At 42.9% G+C, this 21,503-nt stretch carries 20 protein-coding genes; 11 read left to right on the forward strand and 9 right to left on the reverse strand.

The genetic code is table 11. From position 1 onward, the window contains the following. The first annotated feature begins 19 nt into the window (after window positions 1-19). From leuB to QOL44_RS08570, 3 genes are all read left to right on the forward strand, one after another. A complete protein-coding gene (gene leuB / locus QOL44_RS08560) occupies window positions 20-1,132 on the forward strand; it encodes a 3-isopropylmalate dehydrogenase (protein WP_009059257.1) in 1,113 nt (370 codons plus the stop codon). A gap of 67 nt (window positions 1,133-1,199) precedes the next feature. Next, window positions 1,200-2,339 carry an AsnC family transcriptional regulator gene (locus QOL44_RS08565; protein ID WP_009059259.1) on the forward strand — a complete coding sequence of 380 codons (1,140 nt, stop codon included), beginning with the start codon at window positions 1,200-1,202 and terminating at the stop codon, window positions 2,337-2,339. Further along, entirely contained in the window at window positions 2,291-4,138 is a 1,848-nt protein-coding gene (locus tag QOL44_RS08570; protein WP_009059261.1) for a SulP family inorganic anion transporter, read from the forward strand. The genes QOL44_RS08565 and QOL44_RS08570 overlap by 49 nt, the downstream gene beginning before the upstream one ends. A gap of 163 nt (window positions 4,139-4,301) precedes the next feature. Here the strand turns inward: QOL44_RS08570 and tyrS are convergent, their stop codons facing one another. The 3 genes from tyrS to QOL44_RS08585 all read right to left on the reverse strand — a co-directional run bounded on the left by tyrS (window position 4,302) and on the right by QOL44_RS08585 (window position 7,196). Beyond that, on the reverse strand, window positions 4,302-5,459 hold the full coding sequence (gene tyrS / locus QOL44_RS08575; protein ID WP_009059263.1) for a tyrosine--tRNA ligase: 1,158 nt from the start codon (window positions 5,457-5,459) through the stop codon (window positions 4,302-4,304). 66 nt (window positions 5,460-5,525) lie between these two features. Then, window positions 5,526-6,248 (reverse strand): hypothetical protein, encoded by a 723-nt coding sequence (locus QOL44_RS08580; protein WP_228343215.1) that lies wholly within the window; start codon window positions 6,246-6,248, stop codon window positions 5,526-5,528. A 561-nt stretch (window positions 6,249-6,809) separates the two neighbouring features. Next, window positions 6,810-7,196, reverse strand: coding sequence for an ApaG domain-containing protein (locus QOL44_RS08585; RefSeq protein WP_009059265.1), 387 nt, complete (start codon window positions 7,194-7,196; stop codon window positions 6,810-6,812). A gap of 59 nt (window positions 7,197-7,255) precedes the next feature. On the opposite strand from QOL44_RS08585, the gene thiD reads away from it, so the two are divergent. Continuing rightward, window positions 7,256-8,029, forward strand: coding sequence for a bifunctional hydroxymethylpyrimidine kinase/phosphomethylpyrimidine kinase (gene thiD / locus QOL44_RS08590; RefSeq protein WP_009059266.1), 774 nt, complete (start codon window positions 7,256-7,258; stop codon window positions 8,027-8,029). Between the two features lie 5 nt (window positions 8,030-8,034). Here thiD and QOL44_RS08595 read toward each other — a convergent pair whose 3' ends face one another. The 3 genes from QOL44_RS08595 to bamD all read right to left on the reverse strand — a co-directional run bounded on the left by QOL44_RS08595 (window position 8,035) and on the right by bamD (window position 10,869). Next, on the reverse strand, window positions 8,035-9,063 hold the full coding sequence (locus QOL44_RS08595; protein WP_009059267.1) for a zinc-dependent alcohol dehydrogenase family protein: 1,029 nt from the start codon (window positions 9,061-9,063) through the stop codon (window positions 8,035-8,037). Window positions 9,064-9,262: 199 nt separating this feature from the next. Next, window positions 9,263-9,796, reverse strand: coding sequence for an LptE family protein (locus tag QOL44_RS08600; RefSeq protein WP_009059268.1), 534 nt, complete (start codon window positions 9,794-9,796; stop codon window positions 9,263-9,265). After that, window positions 9,796-10,869 carry an outer membrane protein assembly factor BamD gene (bamD, locus tag QOL44_RS08605; protein WP_009059269.1) on the reverse strand — a complete coding sequence of 358 codons (1,074 nt, stop codon included), beginning with the start codon at window positions 10,867-10,869 and terminating at the stop codon, window positions 9,796-9,798. Before bamD ends, QOL44_RS08600 begins: the two co-directional genes overlap by 1 nt. A gap of 188 nt (window positions 10,870-11,057) precedes the next feature. Here bamD and QOL44_RS08610 point away from each other — a divergent pair, with 188 nt between their 5' ends. The 3 genes from QOL44_RS08610 (at window position 11,058) to QOL44_RS08620 (ending at window position 14,898) form a co-directional block, all read left to right on the forward strand. Next, window positions 11,058-12,251: a DUF4912 domain-containing protein gene (locus QOL44_RS08610; protein ID WP_009059271.1), complete on the forward strand. Its 1,194-nt coding sequence runs from the start codon at window positions 11,058-11,060 to the stop codon at window positions 12,249-12,251. 37 nt (window positions 12,252-12,288) lie between these two features. Continuing rightward, window positions 12,289-13,884: a glycoside hydrolase family 57 protein gene (locus QOL44_RS08615; RefSeq protein ID WP_009059273.1), complete on the forward strand. Its 1,596-nt coding sequence runs from the start codon at window positions 12,289-12,291 to the stop codon at window positions 13,882-13,884. 141 nt (window positions 13,885-14,025) lie between these two features. Beyond that, window positions 14,026-14,898: an N-acetylmuramoyl-L-alanine amidase-like domain-containing protein gene (locus QOL44_RS08620; protein WP_134372855.1), complete on the forward strand. Its 873-nt coding sequence runs from the start codon at window positions 14,026-14,028 to the stop codon at window positions 14,896-14,898. On the opposite strand, the gene QOL44_RS08625 is transcribed toward QOL44_RS08620, so the two are convergent. The 3 genes from QOL44_RS08625 to QOL44_RS08635 all read right to left on the reverse strand — a co-directional run bounded on the left by QOL44_RS08625 (window position 14,780) and on the right by QOL44_RS08635 (window position 16,888). Beyond that, window positions 14,780-15,799, reverse strand: a complete 1,020-nt coding sequence (locus QOL44_RS08625) for a hypothetical protein (RefSeq protein ID WP_134372852.1) — start codon at window positions 15,797-15,799, stop codon at window positions 14,780-14,782. The genes QOL44_RS08620 and QOL44_RS08625 overlap by 119 nt on opposite strands. Before the next feature lie 289 nt (window positions 15,800-16,088). Continuing rightward, complete coding sequence (locus tag QOL44_RS08630) at window positions 16,089-16,523, reverse strand: arsenate reductase ArsC (RefSeq protein ID WP_009059277.1); 435 nt, start codon at window positions 16,521-16,523, stop codon at window positions 16,089-16,091. Continuing rightward, on the reverse strand, window positions 16,520-16,888 hold the full coding sequence (locus QOL44_RS08635) for an ArsR/SmtB family transcription factor (protein ID WP_009059278.1): 369 nt from the start codon (window positions 16,886-16,888) through the stop codon (window positions 16,520-16,522). Before QOL44_RS08635 ends, QOL44_RS08630 begins: the two co-directional genes overlap by 4 nt. 159 nt (window positions 16,889-17,047) lie before the next feature. On the opposite strand from QOL44_RS08635, the gene arsB reads away from it, so the two are divergent. The 4 genes from arsB to QOL44_RS08655 all read left to right on the forward strand — a co-directional run bounded on the left by arsB (window position 17,048) and on the right by QOL44_RS08655 (window position 21,170). Then, the gene (gene arsB / locus QOL44_RS08640; RefSeq protein WP_009059279.1) at window positions 17,048-18,118 is read left to right on the forward strand and encodes an ACR3 family arsenite efflux transporter; all 1,071 of its coding nucleotides are present in this window, start codon (window positions 17,048-17,050) and stop codon (window positions 18,116-18,118) included. A 224-nt stretch (window positions 18,119-18,342) separates the two neighbouring features. Then, window positions 18,343-19,023: a class I SAM-dependent methyltransferase gene (locus QOL44_RS08645; RefSeq protein WP_009059280.1), complete on the forward strand. Its 681-nt coding sequence runs from the start codon at window positions 18,343-18,345 to the stop codon at window positions 19,021-19,023. Continuing rightward, entirely contained in the window at window positions 19,020-20,039 is a 1,020-nt protein-coding gene (locus QOL44_RS08650) for an NAD(P)/FAD-dependent oxidoreductase (protein ID WP_009059281.1), read from the forward strand. Before QOL44_RS08645 ends, QOL44_RS08650 begins: the two co-directional genes overlap by 4 nt. Window positions 20,040-20,129: 90 nt before the next feature. Beyond that, window positions 20,130-21,170: a beta-ketoacyl-[acyl-carrier-protein] synthase family protein gene (locus QOL44_RS08655; protein WP_045086515.1), complete on the forward strand. Its 1,041-nt coding sequence runs from the start codon at window positions 20,130-20,132 to the stop codon at window positions 21,168-21,170. Window positions 21,171-21,503: the final 333 nt, after the last annotated feature.

Genomic DNA, 21,503 nt, shown 5'->3' on the forward strand with positions numbered 1-21,503 from the left:
TCATTTTAACTTTTCCTTTATGAAAACTTATCGCGTCGCTGTTCTTGCTGGAGATGGTATAGGTCCGGAATTGGTGCGAGTCACTATTCCAATTCTACGATTAGCTTCCTATCTGTACGGCTTTGAACTCATTTTTGAAGAAGCCTTAGTGGGAGGAACGGCTATAGAAGCAACAGGTAAAGCCCTGCCTCCAGAAACCCTGGAAATCTGCAAGCGGGCACAAGCCATTTTTTTTGGTGCAGTAGGAGGAAAACAATGGGAAAGTCTGCCGCCAGAAAAACAACCTGAGAGGGCTGCCTTGCTTCCCCTACGAAAAACTTTTTCGCTTTTTGCCAACCTTAGGCCAATTACCTGTTATCCAGAAATCATCGACGCTTCCCCCCTTAAACCCGAAATAGCTTCTGGGGTAGACCTGCTTATCGTAAGGGAACTGACAGGGGGCATTTACTTTGGTCAGCCCAAAGGAAGGGTTTTAACTGAGCAAGGGGAAAGAGCGATCGACACGCTTCTTTATGATACCTCTGAAATTGAAAGAGTGGCCACAGTCGCCTTCGAATTAGCCTTGCGGAGAAAAAAGAGTTTAACCCTTATTGACAAAGCCAATGTTCTGGAATCGAGTTTATTATGGAGGAAGACCGTCAAGGAAATTGCCAATAACTATCCTGAGGTCGACCTTAAGTTTATGTACGTAGACAACGCGGCCATGCAGCTTGTATTAAAACCCACACAGTTCGATGTCCTTCTTTGCGAAAATCTTTTTGGAGACATCCTCAGTGATGAGGCTGCTGGCATTGCTGGAAGCCTTGGGCTTTTAGCCAGTGCTTCCATTGGCGCTAGTAAATTTGGCTTATACGAGCCTGCCGGAGGATCCGCTCCTGACATTGCTGGCAAAGGAATAGCTAATCCTATTTCACAGATATTATCCGGAGCGTTGATGTTCGAATATAGTTTTCAGGAAGAAGAAGCTGCCCAGGCTATAAAAGATGCTGTAAGAGATGTTCTAAAAGAGGGATATCGAACAATGGACATTGCTAAGGGCTCTGCTACGTATTGTACGACCGAAGAGTTCGCTGAAAAAGTAGCTCAGAAGATTGAAATAAATTTCAAGAAGAAAAAACAGGAAGGGAGCTGAAGAAAAAAATCTTAAAATGCAATTCTTTTTATAATAAAATATATTTAAATCAATTATTTATACGAATATGCCACTTTCAGCTTTTGATTCCACTGCCAGTATTGAAGATGAGATCAATCAAAAAATCCTTTCGGTCTCAGAAGATCGACTACAGGGATTTATTGCGGATCCTTTCAAGGAAATTGCCCATTTGACAAACCTACCCCTTGCCCTGGTCTTAGAAAGAATCCGTTTGATGTTTTCTGCTGGAACAATCCGGCGCATACGACTAACCCTTTTAGCCAATGATTTAGCGCCTGGAGCATTAGTGGCCTGGAAAATACCTGAGAACAGTCTACATGAAGCTTTTGACTTTTTGTTTCAAAAAGATCCATTCAGTGGCCATGTGGTGATTCGTTCCACAGATCCAGCAGCGGCAGGTGCTCGGTATCGACTATGGAGCACCTTAAAAGTCCCCCAAGGCTTTTCTATTCAAACCCATTGTGAACTACTAAAAAATCTTATTGGTGCTGAAGACTACAGAATCATGCCTGCCAAAGGAATCTTTACTTTAGGAGTGGGACATATCCGCCGAAAAACGATTCTTCCCGGAACAAAATCTCCAAAGGCAGCCGTCATGCATCCGGTTGCCATAAAAACGCTTAGTGAAAAACAGTGGCTTGTGCTGAAATCCTTGAAAGAAGAATTGACTTTGGAAGAAATCGACGAGGGATTATGGGAAAAAAGAGCAAGCAAAATAGGGATGAGTAGCCAGGCATTTTTCTCAATAGCCAAAGAACTTGAACAAATTGGGATTTTAGGACGGTTTTCTACCTTTTTGGAACATGTTAAACCCTTGTATGACGGAAGAAAAGTGACTAAATTTAACGCCCTTTTCCACTGGGCCGTTCCTCAAGGCATGGAAAGAGAAGCGGGTGGTCAAATCGGAAGATTTGAAATTCTTACTCATTGCTATTGGAGGGAAGCAGGAAGTGAATTTAAAAACGTCAATATCATGGCTGTAGCCCATGGAAAGGATAAGGGATTGTTGGAATCTCATAAGAAAGCGATCGACGAACATTTGGAGTCGGTCGGTATCCCAGTTTCCTATACGAACATTTTTTGGGGAGGAAGAAGCGAAATTAAACCTTCAGAAATTTTCCCCGAGGCTTATAAAGAATGGCTCCAAAAGATGGATTTAGATTCAAGCGTAATATCAAATTCCTGATTAGGCGTTCTGTTCCATCCTTTAATCGATGGAAGGGACGGTTTATTGAGCAAATTCAGGATTTGCATTTTGATCTTGGTCCGTTCAGAGACACAATCAAAAACTATTCGAAAGAAAAGTTTCAAATCGATTTCAAAGCGGGCATCAATGTGGCCCTCTTATCCATCCCACAGGGAATGGCTTATGCTCTCATTGCTGGATTGCCTGTCCAGTATGGACTTTATGCTTGCGCTATCTCTTCTTTGCTTGGCCCCCTTTTTCAAAGCTCCCGCTATGTCGTACTTGGTCCAACCAATGCCACCTCAGTCCTTTTGTTTAGTACCTATTTAAACATCCAAAAACAAGTAGACAAGCTCTCCACCCTACCCTTTGTATTACTTTTTGTGGGGATCATTTTGATCCTCGTCAGCCTTTTTAGAATGGCTGGCCTCACTCAATATGTATCCAGAACGGTTATAGTTGGGTATATTACTGGGGCTTCTTTCCTTATTATTGCGGGACAGCTGCACCGAGTTATGGGGTTTGAGCTTTCGGAAGCCTATACGTTTTTCGATATTGTTGTGCAAACATTGAACCGACTGCATCTCATCCAGTGGCCATCTGTAGCTATCGGTATCTGCTCGCTTGGCTGTTGGTGGTGGCTTAAAAAGCGGTTTCCAAAACTCCCAGCTATTGCCCTTAGCCTTGTTTTGATGAGTTTTCTAGGCACCTTGATGCATTCTTTGCATCTACCTATTGAATTCCTAAAACCTATTCCCATGGCCACCTGGCCAATTACGCTCCCAACGATGAATTTTCACTGGTTTTCAACCCTAGCAAGCATGTCTTTTGCTCTCGCTTTTTTTGCTGCCGTAGAAGGCACAGGCATTGCCAGATCGCTTGCTAATAGGTCCGGAGAACCTTTAGAACTAAACCGCGATCTGTTCGCTCAGGGAATTGCTAACATTGGATGCAGCTTCTTTAGTGGTATGCCTGTATCAGGCTCCTTAACACGATCCGCATTAAACTGGGCAAGCAAACCGGCCACCCAGCTTGCCAATTTATGGAGCGGTATACTCATGTCCATAGCTCTGCTATTCGGAGGTCCTCTTCTAGGCTATATTCCAATTCCAGCTCTTTCGGCTCTCGTTATTAGCGCTGGATTATCCCTCATTAATCCGAATGAAATCAAAATCGCGCTTACAGCTACTCGATTCGATTTTACGGTCTTTGTTGTCACCTTCATCGGCGCCCTCCTCACCCCACTGGATTTTGCCATCGGCCTTGGCATCGGAGCTTCCATTCTGTTTTTTCTCAAACAAGCTGGAGAGCCCTTTTTTGTCGAGTACACTTTCGATACCGAACAGGGAGATCTAAGAGAAAAGATAAAAGGGGAACCGACCGTTCATCCAGATATTTCTATCATCCATATCGAAGGGGAACTCTTTTTTGGAGTTTCAGAACTTTTTAGAACACAGATCAACAAGATCCTTGCCCTGAATCCAAAAATTCGAGTGGTCATTTTAAGAATGCGTAATGCCCATCACCTGGATGCTACCAATGCAATGGCTTTAGAAGAATTGCATCATTGGCTCACCGAACAGGGGAAGTTTCTACTGATCAGTGGGGTCATCCGTCCCGTTTTCCGCGTCTTGAGGAACTCTGGGGTCTTAGATCGTATCGGTAGAAAAAATGTATTTCCACTAATTCCTACACAACCCAATCTTTCGACTCGTCAGGCACTCATAAGGGCTCAGGAACTCTTAGGGAAAAAGGAGAGTGAAGTCAAAATTTTCTTCGAAAAACTCCCAAAAAAATGATCGGATCTGTCCTCTTCCCCTCTCCATAACCCCCATTCAATCAAACAGCAGCAGAGCCAACACTTTAGCCTAAGGAGCTCTAGCTGGCTTTGCCGCTGTCCCTTTTCCCCCTCTCTGGCTCTAAACGGCTGGGTTTATCGCACACATGGTTAAAAAAAGTGTTTTAGCTAGAAGGCTTAATTCTAGCAAAAAATCTTTTGCCGCATCTTAAAACAGCATCCGGTTGTATCTCAACGCAGTCGTGAATATCGGTAACCTTTTTGCCTTGGTAAGAGACTCCACCCTGGGTGATCAACCTTCTAGCTTCTGATTTGCTTTTTACTGCTCCCACAGCAACTAATAGCTCTACAATCGGCATCTGTTTTTGAGAGAAGCAAAACTCAGGCATCTCTTCGGGAAGTTCTTTTTTGGAAAACACTCGCTCAAATTCAGTTCTGGCTTTGATGGCTTCTTCCTTCCCATAAAAAAGAGTCACAATTTTTTCGGCAAGTCTCTTCTTTTCTTCCATGGGATTAGTAAGGAGATCCACCTCTTCTCCGAAAAGCACCAAAAACCATCTTTTCATTAGCCAATCTGAAATGCTCATGGTTTTACCAAAGATTTCCTTCGGAGGCTCCGTAATCCCAATATCATTTCCTAAAGACTTACTCATTTTTCTTGAGCCATCCAAGCCCTCCAAAATAGGAAGAGTTATCACCACTTGTGGATTCTGTCCTTCTTCCTTTTGAAAATCTCTTCCTAACAACATATTGAAGAGCTGATCCCTTCCCCCAATTTCAATGTCAGCCCTCACCATGACCGAATCCCAAGCTTGCAATAGCGGATAAAATAGCTCATGAAGGAATATGGATTGATCAGCAGTGAACCGGTCATGAAAATCCTGCCTATGCAGAAGCTTATTAACCGTGACTCTTCTTCCTAGACCAAGCAGTTCTTCGGCCGATAGGCGCCCAAACCAGCTGCCGTTCCAAAAAATTTCCGTGTGCTCTTTATCAAGGATCTTGAAAGCCTGCTCCGTATAGGTTTGGGCATTCTTAAGGATCTGCTCCTTAGGCACCAGAGGCCTTGTAGTGTTTCTTCCGCTCGGGTCACCAATCGAAGCAGTAAAATCACCAATCACTAGAAGCACTTGATGGCCTAAGTCTTGAAATTGTTTGAGCTTCAGCAAGGAAATGGCATGACCAAGATGAAGATTGGCCGAGGTTGGATCTACGCCAAACTTGATCCGCAACTTTTTTCCGCTACTCAGTAGCTTGTCTAGCTCTTCTTCTGAAATGACCTGTTCAGTACCTCTAGTCAATATCTTTAAAAGAGGGTGCATAGCTCAATGGTGGCCCCAAGGCCTTTCTTTCAAAAAGATAGGAATCTAGCTTTCTCTTAGGAAATTTTATTCCTGGGTGGAATCTTTTTTTTCGGATTTCGCCCCAGTAACGATTATGCGTCTGCCCATAACCTCTATTCTATTGAGAATAGTTACGGCCTTGCGAGCGGAATCAAGATCTGCCATTTCTACAAACCCAAAACCTTTAGTTCGATTCGTCCTCCTATCTCGAATAATCTCCACATTTTTTATTGGTCCGACTTTGGCAAAAATCTCAAACAGATCGCTATCCGTTAAATTGTAGGGAAGATTGCCCACGTAGAGTTTGTTGGAAGTAACAAGCTCTTCAATAGACTGTCCAGGAGGTGGAGTCTGAGCTTCTTTTTGTTCGTCTAGGCTCTCAGTAACCGTTTTTGTTTCGGTAGGCACTGTGCCTTGATCGACGGTAGCTTTCGGTGACCATTCCTGATAGGCCGCTACCTGCTCTTTGGATTTAGCCACAGTCGCTTTGCTTAGAGTCTTCGCTTCTGTATAAGACTTCTCAGGAGCTTTCCTATCTTCGGTTTTTATCTCCTCCTTTTTATCAGTTCGTTTTGTAAGAGCAACGGATTTGGTCGGGTGAGAACCAAAAAGATTTCCAAAATACGAGGAAATCTTTTCTTTTAAACTCTTCCAAAAAGAAGTTTTGACTTTTTTTGTTTCTTCCGAACGTAAGGCATACCGATTTTTTCTGGAATATCTTCGAGAAGAATCCTTTCTGTAAGAACTTTTTAATTGACGATCTTTCATTGTTGTTTCCTTTCTTAAGGAATCCAGCTGTTGGATGAGGATCATTATTGGCTGCGGATGGTTCCCTTCTTTTTATTTGAGAAAAAGCAAATAAGAATAACCGTTTTGTGTAAACACCTTTCCAAACGGCTAAAATAAAGAATAGTCCCAAGAAAAAAAAGAGAAAAGGCCTATTATGGTCTTTCCTGCGTGTGCGCGCAGGAAAGAACGTATTCTCTAAAAGAAGGAATGTAAGCGGGCTCATTATTCCTTCTCTTTCATCCATACTGGATTCACATTGTATTGAATTGCCCTTCAATCTTATACCTTCTTTTTTGGCGCTTGTATCTGTTTTTAGCCACCAACTGAGTGATAACATTCCGTTCACTAACCCCCGCAGGCCTTTGATTTATATCCCGCTATAAAAAAATAGAATAAAATGGGATTTGTTCAAAATTTTTTCATTTAATTTTGGATTTTCATTTAAAAGTCACATCAGGTCCTTTATTAAGGGTCCTTTTAACTGAGGTAAAAAGTGGCAATGCGTAGGGATAAAAAGTCTATGACAGAAGGCTCAACCGGCTAAATAATATCTTCAGGAATCAAAAGAGAAAATTTAGGGACAGGGATCACAATCAGAGAGCCTTCTGAATCAATGCCAAAATAAGAGCCTTCGACGACACTAGGCCTCGAATAGAAATGATGGCTTGAATAACGGAACTTTTCTCCCATCTTCAATCTTGGATAAGTCCCAACAATCCCCAGGCCTTCAATGACCGTTTTTTCACCTAAGTCATTGGTCACTATCCATTTTCTACCTTTTAAGAGCACTGTTTTGGGGCTAAAATTCAGAATCGAAATATAATAAAAACAGACATAAAGATAATTGGAAGAAAGGCTTTTGGAGCGTTCATATTCGAGATGCTCAATAATCACTTTGATCTCATTGACTTTTAAAAATTCTTCCATTTGAATCTTTATTTGTTTTTCTTCGTATCCATTTTATCTTATTTCTAGGATCTAACAAGATGATTGGAATACTTATTATTGGAGGATCTGATTGTAGTTGCGGAGCTGGCATACAAGGCGATTTAAAAACTGTTACAAACCTTGGGGCCTACGGGACAACCATTATAACTAGCATTGTTGCCGAACATCCTGGCCGTGTTGAATCCTTATTTCCCCTCCCCGTTTCGATTATTGAATCTCAGTTTCATTCCATTCTAGACTTTTTTCCAATCTCAGCAATCAAAATTGGGATGCTCTATAAAAAGGAACTTCCAGAAAAAATTGCGGAATTAATCCAGAAGTTTCGCATTAAAGCACCCATAGTCATTGATCCGGTGCTGGCTGCCGGAAACGGAGATCCCCTTGCCGAACCTGGAATGGAAGAAGCACTGCCTAAAAACCTTTTTCCCTTAGCCACAATCGTCACTCCCAACATAGAAGAAGCCGAAATATTGAGTGGTTTTATAATTGAAGGTCCCGAAGACTTACCCAGCGTGGCTCAAGACTTGGCCGAACAGTACGGCACCTCCTTCATGATCAAAGGCGGCCATCTTCAAGGGAAAACGACACTCGATGTGCTTCACCACAATGGCAAAACCTACTCGTTTGAATTGCCGCGGATTTTTTCTGCCAATCCCCATGGAACGGGCTGTTCTATGGCTTCCATGATTGCTGTTTTCCTTGCCCAAGGGTTGGACGTACCTAATGCTGTGGAAAGAGCTAAACACACCCTCTATGAGAAAATAAAAAGAGAAATACAAATCGGTCCCTTTTATTTTTTGCCTCCACAATGAGGTTTTTATAAAACTCCCGATTTACCGCCTAGCCGAAGGACAATCTTTCCGAAATGCTTGCCACTTTCTAAGCGCAGAAAAGCTTCCTTGTATTGAGAAAAAGGAAAGACGGTATCGATCAGCGGTTTAATTCCCAACGTTGTAATGGCTCTATTCATCGCCTCAAACATAAGCCGATTACCCACATAGATCCCATGGATTTTTGCTTGCCTCATAAGAAGAGAAACCACATCAATCTCGGCTTTTAATCCAACCAAAATCCCAATCGAACATACCATTCCCCCATGTTTGACAGCCTTAATGCTTTCCTCCAAATTCCCTCCCAGTACATCGATCAGTACATCTGCACCCCTTCCCTCCGTCAGTTCCCGAACTTTTCTATGCCAATTCTTCTCTTTAGTGATATTTATGCCCTCTTTAGCTCCTAGTCTTTTTGCTTTTTCTATCTTTTCTTCACTCCGGGACAGAAAGATCACTTGAGCCCCACAGGCCAACGCAAATTGCATGGAAAAAAGGCTTACGCCTCCACTGCCCTGCACAACAACGGTTTGTCCAGGAGAGACGGTCGCTTCTTCCACAATCCCATTCCAGGCTGTCAGTGCTGCACAAGGGAGCGTAGCCGCTTCTTCAAAACTAAGATTTTTAGGAACCGGTAACGCCCCCTCTTCTTTCAAAATGATATATTCAGCAAGGGTACCATCCAGAGGGCCGCCCAGCACCGATTGAGCATATTTTTTTTCGAAAGGACCAGCTAGCCAGTCTTGAAAAAAAGTTCCAACTACTCTATCCCCAGGCCGAAAAGACTGGACCGCTTTGCCTACGGCCACCACTTCGCCCGCTCCATCAGAGCACGGGATCAAAGGTAAAGCTTGATCGGGATTATACAGTCCTTTCACCATCAACCAATCCCTATAGTTCAAAGAAACTGCCTGAAGCCGTACCAGAATTTCTTTATCTTTGGGCTCCTTTGGATCAGCAAGATCGACCATGGCAAGTCCATCGAGTCCAAAAGTATGGATCCTTACTGCTTTCATTCTCTAATAAATGCACAGAAAAGCCTATCCTATCCAGAATAAAATACTAACTCTGGCTAATCAAGCAGCGGACCTTTCCATCCCAGGGATCAATCAAAAAAAAGAAAAATTCTGATGAAACACTACTCAGTTTGTTCTTCCTTTCGCACAACAAAGCAAGAGCGTTTTGGATCTCCAAAGGCTCAGCTACTCAGAATATTTACCAGCCTTCTGTTAATAGATTAACGATCCGATTGGCCAAATCCTCTGCAACTAACGGAAGATCTTGCCTTTGGGCTTCAGGCATGTTTGTTTGCGTAAAATAATAGGAAGAGCCGCTGACCTGAGCTCCTTTTATCGTTGCTCTGCCAAGCTTCCTATTAATTAAGGTGACCGAAGCAGTAATAATGAGCTTGTATTCAGCGGTAGTAAAAGGATCTAGAATTTCTGGCCTTAGGATGACTCTGTTGAAATCCACAATTGTCACGTCTAGTTCGGCATCTGCATCAACATTCCTAGATGTTTGCATAGTCCCATCATTGTCGATAGCCCTGATGATCTCATTGGTCACCATCGACTGCAACCCCGGAATAACTGTCTTGTTTTTCACCGTCGGAACATAAATCGTCTTGATCCCCTGAATCGCTGGTCCGCCAATACTACCAAGCCGGTACCCACCCGAACATCCAACAAGACCAATACAAAAGAAAAAACACACAATCCATAGCCAAAAGGTCGCTCTTCGATGCGTCATTAAGGGGTTCCTTTCGTTTGCTGAGTTTCGGAAGAGGAAGCGGAGTTCCCATTGGGAGAAGGCGCAGAAGGAGGATTGGAGGTTAAGGAAGGCAATCCCAAATCTTTGGCAACTAGAGGTCGCAGTTGGATAATTTTTTGCTCAGCAATTTTTGCCTGATCCGAGGTAGGGTTCTGTTTGATCACATCACTATAATAAATGTAGGCGGCTTTGAAATTCTTAGCCCTTTCATAATACTGGGCAATATGAAAACTGCCCAAAGTGGTCTTTCCCTTGAGTTCGGCAATATGGGCTTTAGCTGCTTCTACCTTATCCCCCGAAGGATATCGAACAATGTAATCTTCAAAACCCTCAATTGCCTTTTCCGTTGCACTCTGATCGTACTCAGAAGCCTGTGAAGCAACATACCACGTATACCCAATTTCATACTGGGCATCATCCGCTAGGGAATGATTAGGATACTTATCTAGCAAACGATTAAAAGTTGCAATCGCATCTGTAAATTTTTTTTGTTTAATTCGAGTTAAGCCAAGCTGAAATTCTGCCTGTGGAGCAAAACGACCATAGGGAGCCGCCCGAATAATGCTTTCAAAAATATCCGCTGCGATATCCAGTCCTGAACCCATGGGGATATTGAACAACCTTTTGGGTTCACCGGCGAGATAAAGATTACCAATAGCCAATTTTCTTTCCAGCGCCTGTTCGAAAAAACTTGATGAAGGATATTTCTGGATCATCCGATCATAGGCCTTATTGGCTCCAAGAAAATCCCCCTTTTTTTCTAGACATTGTCCAATACGAAACTGTGCTTCAGGAGCAAACACTGCATAGGGCCATTTCCTGATGAGAATCCGATACGCTTTCAAGGCGTTGTCATAATCTTTGGCCTCTTCAAACTTTTTTGCTAAGTTGAGCTGATCTCTGGAACTGGAAGCGGAAAGCCCCGTTCCTGTACTTTCATCAACCCAACCTTCTCCTGGTCTCCATACCAATGGAGCATAGAGCTCAACCTTTAAAAAGAAAAAAGTCAAGAAAAAGAGGAGTAAAACTTTTCGATAACGAAAAGTGTTCATTGACTTAATCACATTCTCCCTTTTTAATGGTTTAGCTTTTCGTCGATGGAAAAGCCTTTTTGTTTATAGGAAAAAAAAATTCAAATTTTTTTTTAATTAAGTAACTTTGGATTCCATGGGCATTGTAATCATCAAAAATAAGGATTCTTTTTCCTTCCTCAAGTTATTAGACTGCGGATCTCAATAATATGTCGAAAAAAACTGGAAAAAAATTAAACAACTTTACTCTCAGCCACCCTCCTTTACCACAGGGAGCTAAAAAGAGTTTTCTTTTAAAGACCAAAGCAGTTTTCAGCTCCAAAGGTCAAGGAAAAACGCAATCAGAGATCCAATTGTCTGCCGCGGCCCAACCCTCTTCCTCTCCTCCTATCCCTCCTTCGCTTCCAAAGACTGGGAGAAAACAGCTCTTTTTCTATCTTTTTGCCGTAGACCCACATGCCCTACATGCCTACTGGATTATGGATCAAAAAGCCTTCAGGGCTTTCGAAAAGAGCCGTTGGGTATTTCGGTTGGTTAGTAATGGCTCTCAACTGGAAGCAGAATTGCCATTAGAAAAATCAACGCATAGAATCTATTATACTAAAGCAAAACCCAACACCCGCTACCATGCTGAAATCGGGTTCTATATTAGTAGCAGCAATCATTTTATCCTCATTGCCAAATCCCCCGAAGCCCATACCCCTCCTCTTTCTTTCTCTGCAAAAAATGAAATAAGATTAGCTACGCTCCCCCCACAGCTCTCCTTTCAAGAGCTTATCCAAAAAGCCACAAAAAAAGGCATTAAAAAGGAAACCGTCGCTGAGGCCTTTGAGCTTCCTCCTCAGAAAATCCAACAGCTCCTCACTGAAAAAGAATCCGTGATCCAATCCTCAGAACAAACTCCCAATCTTTTCTCTTTCCCAGATTCAATTCAAAATTTTCTCTTCCCCCAAGACCCCTCATTGAGTAGTTCGTATTCTTCTCCTATCCCCCCTTATACTCCCCTAAAAGAATTCTCTAGCTTTGAATTCTTTCCGTGGTTCCAACCCGAAGACTTTCCACTCCAGTTCCTTTGGCCTGCTTCTTTTGGATTTGAACCAAAAGAGGGATCCTTCCCACAGAATGAACCGCCAGAATCTCGGCATTTTCCTTTGGAACTGGAAGTCGAGCTCGTTATCCGAGGCAAAACTTCCCCAAATGCCCTTCTAAAAGTCTCCAATAAAAAGATGCAAGTCGCTGAAGATGGCTCTTTTACTTTTCGGTTCGATTTTGTCGATGGCATTTATGAAGTTCCCATTGAAGCCTTTGACCAAGAAAATCTACAGGCAGAAAAGCTCGTTCTGTTCTTTTCCCGTTTCAGTCGACCTCTCCTTGAAGTTCAATCCTTTTTTCCTTCTCCTTGACTCTTAAATGCCATTGGCTTACAGCTAGAGATTATTAATGAAATCATCCCCTTTGGGCTATCTAGCATTGCTACTGCATGCGCACCTCCCCTTCGTGCGTCATCCTGAGGATGAGGAGGTTTTAGAAGAAGATTGGCTCTTTGAAGCAATCACCGAATGTTATATTCCGCTGTTGTGGATGCTCGAAGAACTATATCAGGCGGCGATTCGGTGTAAACTGACCCTTTCCTTAAGTCCAACCCTCTGTTCAATGCTAAAGGATCCCCTGCTTATCCAACGCTACAAACGCTACCTTCTAAAACGGATCGAACTTTGCTCAAAAGAAATAGAGCGATATGCCGCAGCCGATCCTGAAAGATTGCTGCTTGCGAAATTTTATAAGGAAAGGTTTCAGAATGTCTGGAAGAGCTTTACAGAAGTGTATGCTGAAGATATTCTTGGCCAGTTTAAAAAATACCATGAAAAAAGCCTTTTAGAACTGGTCACCTCTTCGGCCACCCACGGGTATTTGCCGCTGCTAAAAAATCCAAAACAGGCGGTTAACGCCCAAATCTTTGTGGCTATTGAGAGTTTCTTTGATTCCTTTCAGACCTATCCTAAAGGCTTCTGGCTGCCCGAATGCGGTTATTATCCGGGAATTGAATTTTTCCTGCAATCTGCCGAAATCCGCTGGTTTGTCCTGGAAGCGCATGGCCTACTTTTTTCTGAGCCTCGTCCGTTTCTGGGTCTTTTCTCCCCAATCTACACTCCTTCTGGTCCAGCCGCCTTTGGCCGTGACTCTCTTTCAAGCAAAGAAGTATGGAGCGCTCAAGAAGGCTATCCCGGAGATCCTGTGTATAGAGAGTTCTACTGGGATTTAGGTTTTGAATCCGATCTCGATTATATTAGACCATATATCCTACCTACCGGACAGAGAAAATTTACAGGTATCAAATACTACAGGATTACAGGAAAAACTGAACAAAAAGCGCTCTATAATCCCCAAAAGGCCCAGCAAAGAGCTAAAGAACATGCCGAAAATTTTATCATGAAAAGAGAAGAAGCAATTAAAAAAGCGGCGCCTCTATTCCCAACCTTCACTAAGCCAATTCTCCTTTGTCCTTTCGACTGTGAACTTTTTGGCCATTGGTGGTTCGAAGGCCCGCTTTTTTTAAAAGAACTAATAAAGAAAGCACATCAGAGCGAAATCCTTGAGCTAACTACTCCTTTGGAATATCTCCATCGTTATCCTACCCAACAGATATGTCGTCCGACCTATTCGTCTTGGGGACTCGAGGGATATTCCAAAATGTGGCTTAATGAAACGAACGATTTTATCTATCAGCATTTGCATGAGGCTGCTTATCTTCTGGTTGAACTCGTTAGAAAATATAAAAATGGCAATAAACAAACTGTTCGATCTTTGAAACAGGCAGCAAGAGAGCTATTGCTTGCCCAGGCTAGCGACTGGCCCTTTCTGATCAGCAAGTCCACTGCTAAAGAATATGCCTTTTTACGAGTCATTACCCATCTGAACCGCTTTTCAGAACTCTGTGAAGGGATTATCCAACAAAAGATTAATAAAAGCTTACTCGAATACTGTGAATATACCGATAATCTTTTCCCATCCCTTAATCTCAATTATTTTAGTTGATATTTTTTCTAAGCGGCATAGGCTTTAAGAGTGGGGAAAGTCCAAAAAAAGCTTATTTTCCCTTTTCTTTTCTCCCTTTTCCTCCTCCTTTTTTCGGCGCATGGAAAGATTTGTCTTCCCTTTTCCAGGGTCTTCGTGGGCATGGATACCTTTGAGAAGCTCATACGCTTTGCTAAAGAAGAAGGCTTATCGACCCTTCCTTTGGGTGAAAGAACCGTCCGAATAGGACTTTATTTGGTGGGTACTCCCTATCGGCATTATACCCTTGAAATAGATGATCAGATCGAATCGCCTTCGGTAAATTTCCAGGCCATGGATTGCTGGACATTCTACGAAATCAGTTTAGCTTTCGCCCGAATGCTCCATTATGACGAAAGCTTTTGGAGTCCCGAAACCCTCCTGAAGCTCATCGAAATTGAAAGGTACCGGAACGGAGAATGTACTGGGAGCTATCTCTCGAGAATCCATTTTTTAGAAGAACTCTTTGTAGATAATCAAAAAAGAGGCCTTTTGGTCGATAAGACAAGAAGCCTTGGTGGCGTCCCTATCCACAGGAAGGTAAGGGAAATGACAGTCGGCTGGCACCAATATCGCTACCTGCGCCACAACCCGACTCTTTTGCCCGCTATGGCAAAAATAGAAGAGCGGGTCTCAGCCCTTAAGGTCTATCATATCCCCAAAGCAGCAGTTCCATCAATCGAACCAAAAATCAAAAATGGAGATATCATTGCCATTACTACGCACGATCTTCATTCCTATACTTCCCATGTCGGAATCGCCTACAGGGATTCTCAAGGCATTCTTCATTTCCTCCATGCTTCTTCCACACACCATCAGGTCTATATAGACAAACGACTTTCCGATTATTTAAATTCCATTGCGAGTGATGCCGGCATCATTGTCGTCGAACCCAAAGAGGTTCCTTTGAATCTGATCGAAACAAGCCAGTACCCTGCTGCGGCTTTAACTCCAGTTGCGTCGACCAAAAAATCGTTTTTCCCTCCGATTCAATAGGTTTTGCCCAGGGCTTTAGTTCTAGCCAGTCATACTCCGGTTTTTCTTCTGAATCAATTCTTTTGCCTATAGTCAAATCGTAGCGTTCATAGAAAGGAGCCCTGTTTTTTTCTGTCGAACCAAACACGACTCCTTGGCCTTCCTTTTCAAAATACCAGTCGATCAACTGTGGGTATTTGCCAAATACCCTTAAAAAAATGGCGCTGGCTTTGTAAAATTCAAGGTAAGACCAACCCCCTGGACTTTGAGCCTCGCGGATCCATCCTGCCGTCCCGTTCCGAGCAATCTTGAAATTTCGACATACCCCAGGATACCTTAGCTCGGTTCTTTTACCGCTTTTAAAGATGAGGGTCACCACGGTAGTCTTTTTTGCAGGTTCTGTGTCATACACCTTGCCAACTATAGCAACAGGAAAGTCTTCTTTAGCCTCTGCATGATGAAACACATAGGGCAGAAAATCGACATCTTCCCTAAGGAGCTGCTCCCAGGCAGTCCTCCCAAAGCTTGCTTCCAGTTTGTCTTCAGCCTTAATCCTTCTGCCTGTATCCAGATCAAAGACTTCCACCAGTATTTGGCCATTGAAATCCCTTGACCGAAGCCCTACGGCCATGTCTCTTAAGCCTTCAATCCGGCAAAAAAGCCAAGCTTCTATGAACGGATAGGCGCTTTTAAGTGTTAATTGTCGTGGGTTCCCCTTTTTCTTTTCCTGAACTCTGAGCTGGTCGCAAACATAATCGATCCCCACTCCGACTCCTTCGTGCCGGCCTTCTACCCATCCAATCCACTCGGGAGATTCGATTGGGAGAACTGAAAGTTTATCTAGCAGTGCCTTTTGTTCTTGATTCAGAGAGATTTTGCCATGGATCCACTGGGCTGAACAAGTTGGATAGTTGCAAGGCACAGGAATTAAATAAAGAATTAAATCTTTCTTGTTTTTATTCTCCGGAGCATTTCTATCGAAAAGAGAAAAAAAAAGAGGGAAAAAGAAGAAGAAACAAAATGAGTGTAGGAGCAGCCTTGAACTTGGAAAAGATAATACAAGCCACGGTTTGTTTCTCGGAGGAGAATTCCTTTTTAAAATCTTCACGATCCTGAGTTTATAAAACCATTTATTGAAAAATAGATTTTTTTATTAGCTCAGAATCGAGAAATTTTTTGTTTGGTCAACAAGAAACCCACCCAAAAAGCGCTTAGCGACTAAGAAAATAAAGGAGAATTCTCTGATGCAATACGTCAAAGATTTTTTGGAAAGCTTCTTTTTGTTTGTCTATATCCCCTTCGACAGCTGCCGGATCTGGCAAATCCCAATGTTCAATGGTCGCCTTTTTAGGGAAAAGTGGACAGGCCTCTTTTGCAGCACTTGAACAAACCGTTACGACATAATCGATCGCAGGGGCATCGGCTTGCAAAAACTCAGTCAATGGTTTACTCCGTAGCCCATCGATGGGAATTCCATGTGATCGGAGAGTTTCCAAAGCAAGGGGATGCACTAGTCCTTTTGGCCTGCTCCCCGCGCTATAGGCGCGGAAACGGCCGCCACTATAATGGTTTAAAATGGCCTCCGCCATAATCGATCGGGCTGAATTGCCTGTGCACAAAAACAAAACATGCGATTGGAGCCTCATCTGCAGGTCTGCCTTTCAGTGGAAAGAGAACTTTCCTCTTGTTCATTTGTTTTACAGAAAAATTGAATCAACGATTCCACATCTTTTCCGCAACAGTCTTCGAGCAAATAGCCAATTAACTTAGCGATCTTTTCAAAATCAGCATAATAGACAATCTGTCTGCCTTTCTGTGTGGCCTCAATAAGTGTCGAATTTTTTAAATGATGCAAATGAAAGGATAGGGTTGTCAAAGGCACTTGCAGCTTTTCGGCCAGCTCTCCAGGACAACTCCCCTTGGACCCTGCTTTTATAAGCAGCTTGAAGATCTCGATCCGAGTTTTATGCGCCAGCGCATTTAAAATCAAAAGAGCCGTCTTATTATCCATATCGTAGGGTTAAATCAACAATAGTTTTATTCTATTGGAACTATTGTAATATTCAATTCTAAATGTTACTAAAAACGCCAGAAAAGCAAAAAACGCAGGATCACAAATTAAGAAGAAAAAATATTTCCATATTTTTAGAAAAGTGGCAAATTATTTCCTATGAAATCTGAAGAAATGGTGGAAATGACCTTAGAGCAAAAGGGAGGTATTGGGTTTTTTGAGAAGTATTTAACGCTATGGGTAGCCCTGTGTATAGGCGCTGGGATCGGATTAGGGAAATTGTTCCCAGGCCTTTTTCAGTTCCTTGGAAGCATTGAACTTATGCATGTGAATTTAGTTGTCGGCTTTTTTGTCTGGCTGATGATTATCCCTATGCTAATGAAAATCGATTTTAGTGTTCTTCACAGGGTAAGAACCCATACCCGAGGCATGCTTGTAACCCTGCTTGTCAACTGGGCCATCAAACCCTTCTCCATGGCTTTTTTCGGCTGGCTTTTTTTGAAAAAAATCTTTTTCCAGCTTCTCCCTCCCGATCAACTCGATTCGTACATAGCAGGACTGATTTTATTGGCCGCAGCCCCCTGCACAGCAATGGTTTTTGTTTGGAGCCATCTTTGCCTCGGTGATCCTTACTTTACCCTCTGCCAGGTCGCTCTCAATGATACCATCATGGTGTTTGCTTTCGCTCCCATTGTTGGGTTGCTTCTTGGTGTTTCTTCCCTCCACGTGCCCTGGGGCACTTTACTGCTCTCGGTCATCTTTTATATCCTCATCCCCCTTCTCTTTAGTCAATGGCTCCGTGCAAGAATTCTTAAAGAGGGAGGGAAGCAAAAGCTCGATAGGGTACTCCAACTGCTCCATAACCCTACCCTCTTTGCCCTGCTGGCAACCCTTATCTTGCTATTTGGCTTTCAAGGTAAAGTCATTCTGAAAAACCCTTTTATCATTCTGCTCCTTGCTATTCCTATCTTGGTGCAGGTCTATTTCAACTCAGCCTTAGCGTATATGCTCAATCGAAAGTTCGGAGTGGCTCACTGTGCCGCTGGCCCTTCTGCTCTAATTGGCGCAAGTAATTTTTTTGAATTAGCCGTGGCCACCGCCATCAGTCTTTATGGACTAGACTCTGGAGCAGCGCTCGCAACTGTTGTCGGTGTACTAATCGAAGTTCCCGTCATGCTTTCTGTTGTGGAAATCGTGAAAAAAACCCAAGGATGGTACACCAAAGGCTGAACTTTTGACTTTTACTGTTATATGAGTTTTTAAAAAAGCATGGAAAGCCTGCCAAAAGATCTTTTTCGTTCCTTTTCCTTCCTCTAGGCTATATTTTTTAAAAAGAGAGAAAGAAAGCTCTAGTCCTTCCTTCTTTTGGATAGCTAAAAGCTCTCCTTTTTGTAGGAGAACTTCAAGAAGGTTGGCAAGCCCTATCTTGGGGGAAAAAAGATAGGAGGGCCTTCATGCAAAGAAAACTCGAAGAAAAGGAATACCTGGATGAGTTGGCTTATGATTCTTATCTGGCTAAAAAGGGAAGAGAAGGATTAAAGAAAATTAACTATATAATGGGAAATTTTGTATGGTTTAAAAAAAGGCTTCGGCAGGTAGTCTCTACACAGGGGACAGTACATTTTATAGAAATAGGCGCTGGCGATGGGTCTATGGGAAGGTTCCTTTATGCCGACCCATTGTTACAAAAAAATCTGTTGCTAACGGGAATAGATAGGGTTCCTAGGCCACAACACTGGCCTGTTCATTGGCCGTGGATTCAAACCGATCTTTTTGTTCTGATCGACTCTGGCACCTTTGCCTCAGGATGCTACCAAGGCATACTAGCCAATATGGTTCTGCATCATTTTTCGTCTGCCCAACTGGCTATAATTGGGAATTGGATCGTACAGCTTTCCCCTCTTTACCTTTTTTGTATTGAACCACTCCGCTCTCCTCTTTCTCTCTTCGAACTGTTCTTGCTCAGATTGGCCGGACTCAATCAAATAACCTTTCATGACGGCTGGCTAAGCATCAAAAGTGGGTTTATGGGATTGGAACTGCCAGAGCTTTTAAATCTTAGTTCCGAACAGTGGCAATATAAGATCGATGTAACCCTCTTGGGAGCTTACCGGTTAGAAGCCACAAAAAAATGAAACCGATTACGATCATTGGCGGAGGACTAGCTGGCTTAGCTTTAGGCATAGGGCTGCGTCGCTACAAGATCCCAGTTGCTGTGTACGAGAGAAACGATTATCCGCTTAAGAAAGTCTGCGGGGAATTCCTTTCTGGACTGCCTCAAAAGGTAATTCAGCAATTAGGAATCAGGCCTATCCTCGATCGCTTTCCGCTCGCTTCATCGGCCAGTCTATCGATAGGAGATAGTCAACCAACCCTTCTTCACTTCACTTTGCCTGTGTATTTAACTGCTCGAGAACGTTTAGATACCGAGTTTGCACAACTTTTCGTGGATCACGGGGGCAGCCTGTATACAAAAACCCAGTGCGATCCTACCCTCTGTCAAGAAGCTGTTGTCTTGGCTACCGGTAAAAAGCGGATTGGTGGACCATGGATCGGGCTTAAAGTGCATCTCCAAGGGATTGAATTAAAACATGACCTGGAAATGTATGCAGCTAAAGACGGTTACGTTGGACTTTGCAAGATTGATCATAGCACCGTTAACCTTTGTGGGCTATTCAAAAAGAAGAAATTTTCGGTTACGTCTAAAAAAGAACTCCTTGCGTTTTTTCTTAAAACATCGCAGCTTGCAAAGCCTTACCATTACTTAGAAGAAGCTAACTTTATGGAAAAGAGTTTTGTAGCCATTCCTTCTTTTTCTCTCGGATTCCAACACACAAAGTCTGAACCTATGGTAGCCCTTGGGGATGCCTTTGGCGTGCTTCCACCTTTCCTAGGTAACGGTATGGCCATGGCTATGGAATCGGCTGCTTTGGCCCTCGATGATCTCATAGCTTACGCCCAAGGCTCCAAAAGTTGGACAGAAACTCTAAGGCAAATCCACCATAAACTGAAAAAGACCTTTGCCCTTCGAATAACCCTTGGCCTTTGCTTGCATCCCCTCCTTTTTAAAAAATCTCCTCTCCAAACGGTCTTGATCAAAAAGCCTATCGTTTCCTTTCTTTATACCCTGACAAGGTCCATGGAGTCTTAGTCAAACTACCAACTACTAATACAGGGAAAATCCAAGAATTCGTTTAGTCTCCTGTCCGATTCTAAACTATATTTTATGCATAAAGAGACTATGATACTTCAATCCATCTGCTCCATGGTTCCAGAGCATGGTTATACGCAATCTGAATGCTGGGAAATCTTTAGCCAGTCTATAGCAGCTAAAACCCTAAAAGAGGCTTCTTTGGATTTAGTAAAAAGAATTCTACTTGGAGATAGCTGGATTGAACGCCGATATTTTGCTGTTGACCCTATCGAGTCAGTCTTTGAGATGTCAGCAGAAGCTTTAAACAAGGCCTTTGAAAAATTGGCTCCGGTTCTGGCTGCTAAATCCCTCAAAGCTGTGCTGGATCAATCTGGACTCAAGGCCACAGAACTGGACGCCCTTTTTGTTTGTACGTGCACGGGTTATCTTTGTCCAGGTCTTTCCAGTCACATTGCTGAAAAAGTAGGGATGCGATCCGATAGTTTCTTGATCGATATCGTAGGCCATGGCTGCGGAGCAGCACTACCTATGCTGTATTCGGTCAAAGGTTTTCTAAAAGAAAACCCAGATTGCTATGCTGCTGCCATTGCCATAGAACTTTCCTCTACCGCTTTCTATGTGGACGATGATCCAGGATGTCTGGTTAGCCTTTGTATTTTTGCCGATGGGGTCAATACCACCCTATGGCACCATACGAAAAAGGGTTTAGGATGGCATTGCAAAGATTTTTTATCGTTGCATATTCCAAAAAATCGAGAAAAGCTGAGATTCGAAAACGCTTTTGGAAAACTCCGCAATAAACTTCATCGAACAGTGCCTGTGCTTGCTACTGAAGCAGTATGGGAACTTTATAAAAGATTTGAAAAGCATTCTCAAACTGATTTGAAAAGGCTCATTGCTCATCCGGGAGGAAAAGAGGTATTGATCGAATTAAGAAAAGCCTTGCCTTGTGGAAAATTCGAAGAGAGTGAGGCAGTTCTTAGAGCTTTTGGCAATATGAGTAGTCCTTCGGTTATGTTCGCCTTTCAAAAAGGAATTGAATCCCAGCCAATAGAAAAGGAATTTTGGTTGTTTAGTTTTGGCGCTGGCTTTTCATGCCATGGTTGCCGTATCGTCATGAGGCACTGAGCAGGTGGGAAGGGACCAAAGTGATTGCTTTTAAGAGGGCAAAAAGAATGGTGAACGGTGCTAAATGCCCTTTGCAACAACTTATATGGTATGCCTTAATCAAAGAGACCATGGAGAAACGAAGTCATTAAAATAGCGCAGGATATCATTGGGGAAAAAATTCCAAACACTGCCCACTTTCTAGCATTTAGCCGATTCTTGCTGGCTTTTTGCTCCATAACACTTCTCAAGAAAGATTCTGTGCAACTCCTCTCTAGGCTATAGACTATCAAAGTATCTTCAAATCATTCGCATGAAAGCAGCCAAGCACTTACAGAAAGCCCTAACCAAAAC

The sequence above is a fragment of the Candidatus Methylacidiphilum fumarolicum genome (assembly GCF_949774925.1).
GTDB classification, from domain to species: Bacteria; Verrucomicrobiota; Verrucomicrobiia; order Methylacidiphilales; family Methylacidiphilaceae; genus Methylacidiphilum; species Methylacidiphilum fumarolicum.